This is a genomic window from Paenibacillus forsythiae T98 (genome assembly GCF_000520735.1).
GTDB classification, from domain to species: domain Bacteria; phylum Bacillota; class Bacilli; order Paenibacillales; family Paenibacillaceae; genus Paenibacillus_AQ; species Paenibacillus_AQ forsythiae.
The window spans coordinates 1-2,089 of sequence record NZ_ASSC01000494.1 but is presented as its reverse complement, the minus strand read 5'-3'; the positions used below and the strand labels follow the sequence as shown (position 1 = coordinate 2,089).

General features: G+C 58.8%; 1 protein-coding gene. It reads left to right on the top strand.

Translation table 11 applies throughout. The features are described 5' to 3' along the window. Positions 1-2,089: DUF4430 domain-containing protein (locus L692_RS0115640; protein ID WP_025701086.1), on the top strand; the 2,089-nt coding region annotated here is incomplete at both ends.

The window sequence follows — 2,089 nt, the reverse complement described above, 5'->3', positions numbered from 1 at the left end:
CTCGATTGGCGGCAAAACGGCCGCTACTAACGACCAGGGTGTCGCGTCGTTCGGAACCGATCTGATGCCGGGAACACAGACGCTCCAAATTACAGGTTACCGGGACAATGCCGCGCCGACCGTCGTGCGCTATACCGGGGCCGTCACGGTTCTGCCGAAGGAAGTGCCGGTGTCATTAGCGGTAGAAGGACCGCAGGGGACGATCTTGGAAGGCTCCATTAACGGGTCCGTCGCGCTTGAGGCGCTTCAAAGACTGGCCGATGCGGATCATATTGCGCTGGATATTACCCAATCCTCTTACGGAAGCTTTATCAGCGGCATTGGCGGAATCAGCGGCGACCTGAACAACTGGTGGTCCTTTGTGGTTCAGCGCGGGGGCGAGTGGATTTATCCTAGCGTCGGCATTGGCGACTTCGAGCTTAAAGCCTCGGACAAGGTGCTTGTCTATTACGGCGGCTACTCCACTCAGGTTGTCCATTCTTTGGAGCTTTCGCCTTCGCAGCCTCAGCCGGGGCAGGCGTTTACGGTAAAAGTTACTCAAGTTCAGTGGGTGTGGAATAACTCGACCTTCAGCTCTGATCCTGAGACTTCACCGGCTGCCGGGGCGAAGGTAAGGATTGGCGGACAGACGGCGGATACGAACGGCGAGGGCATCGCTTCCTTTAGCGGCCTCCCGGCGGGAAGCTATACAATTGAAGTGACGGGTTACCAGGCGGGTGGTGCGCCAAGCTTGGTACGGTATACGCAGCAGATGGGCATTTCCATACCGCCAGCGGTTTCGAAGGCGACGATTTCCGTTATCGGCGATGCTGCAAAAGGAACGATTCTCCCAAGCACCTCCGTTACCCTTGATACAGGGGACAGTCCGTACAGTCTGCTTCTCCGCACCCTGGGCGGCAAGGTAGCAGCAAAGCCCATTTCAGGAAGCATGTATGTCTATTCAATTGACGGTCTGGCCGAATATGACCGGGGCATCGAGAGCGGCTGGAAGTATTTCGTCAATGGAAGCGAACCGTCTGTCAGCGCTGATAAGTATGTGCTCCAAAACGGAGACGACGTGCTGTGGAAATATGTGACCTCTTCGTCGGAAGCGTTGACCGGCAGCGCTTCAGGCACTGGAGCTCCGGCAATTTCCGGTGTGGCGATTACGAGCGCCAATACGCTGCCGCTCAGTGAGGTTGGCGCGACAACCGCTGTCAGCGGCACTCCGATGACAGCGGTGCAGTCCGCCGAACTGGTCAAGACGCTGGCGTCGAACAGCGTATCCTTGACACAGCAGACGACATCCGGCGGGGCCATATTGAAGGATGCGGCCGGAGAAGTGGGGCTGCAAATTCCGGCGGGTGCGGTGGAAGGCGGCGCCGTTGTGATCGGCGTGCAGGAGCAGCCGTCGTCCCGTCCAGAGCTGGTATCCGGCTTGTACGAGTTCACGCCAAGCGGAACGAAATTTGCCAAGCCTGCGGACTTGTCCATCCGGATTCCCGTAGGGACGCGAAATCCGCATAATCTGGCGGTGGCCTGGCTGGATGAGAAGAATAACCAATGGATTCCGGTTCCTGCCGTACTGGATTTGTCAACGGGAACGATTACCGGCAAAGTGAGCCATTTTACCAAATACGCCGTAGTCGACCGCAGCAAATGGGAGGCTGCCGGAAGTGAAGTGAGAGCCGATATTTCGGCGGCGGCCAAATGGATTCTGGCTTCGGGAGAGCTTGGCGATTGGCAGGCCTTCGGCCTGGCCCGTTCCGGGCATGCGCTTCCGGCAGGCTATCTGGCGGGCGTGCTGAAGGAGGTGGCGGACAGCAAGGGCGAATTCCGCAAGGTGACCGATTACGAGCGGCTGGCGCTCTCGATCTCCACCGCCGGGGGAGACCCGCGAAACGCGGCGGGATATGACCTGATCGCCAAGATCTACAATAATGAGAACCTCACGAAGCAGGGCAGCAATGGGCCGATCTTTGCGCTGCTGGCGCTGGACAGCGGGAACTACTCCGTTCCGGCGAATGCGGCATGGACCAAGGCCAAGCTGGTGCGGTGGCTACTGGATATACAGAGCAAGGATGGCGGGTTCCCGCTGAGCGAAGGCGGC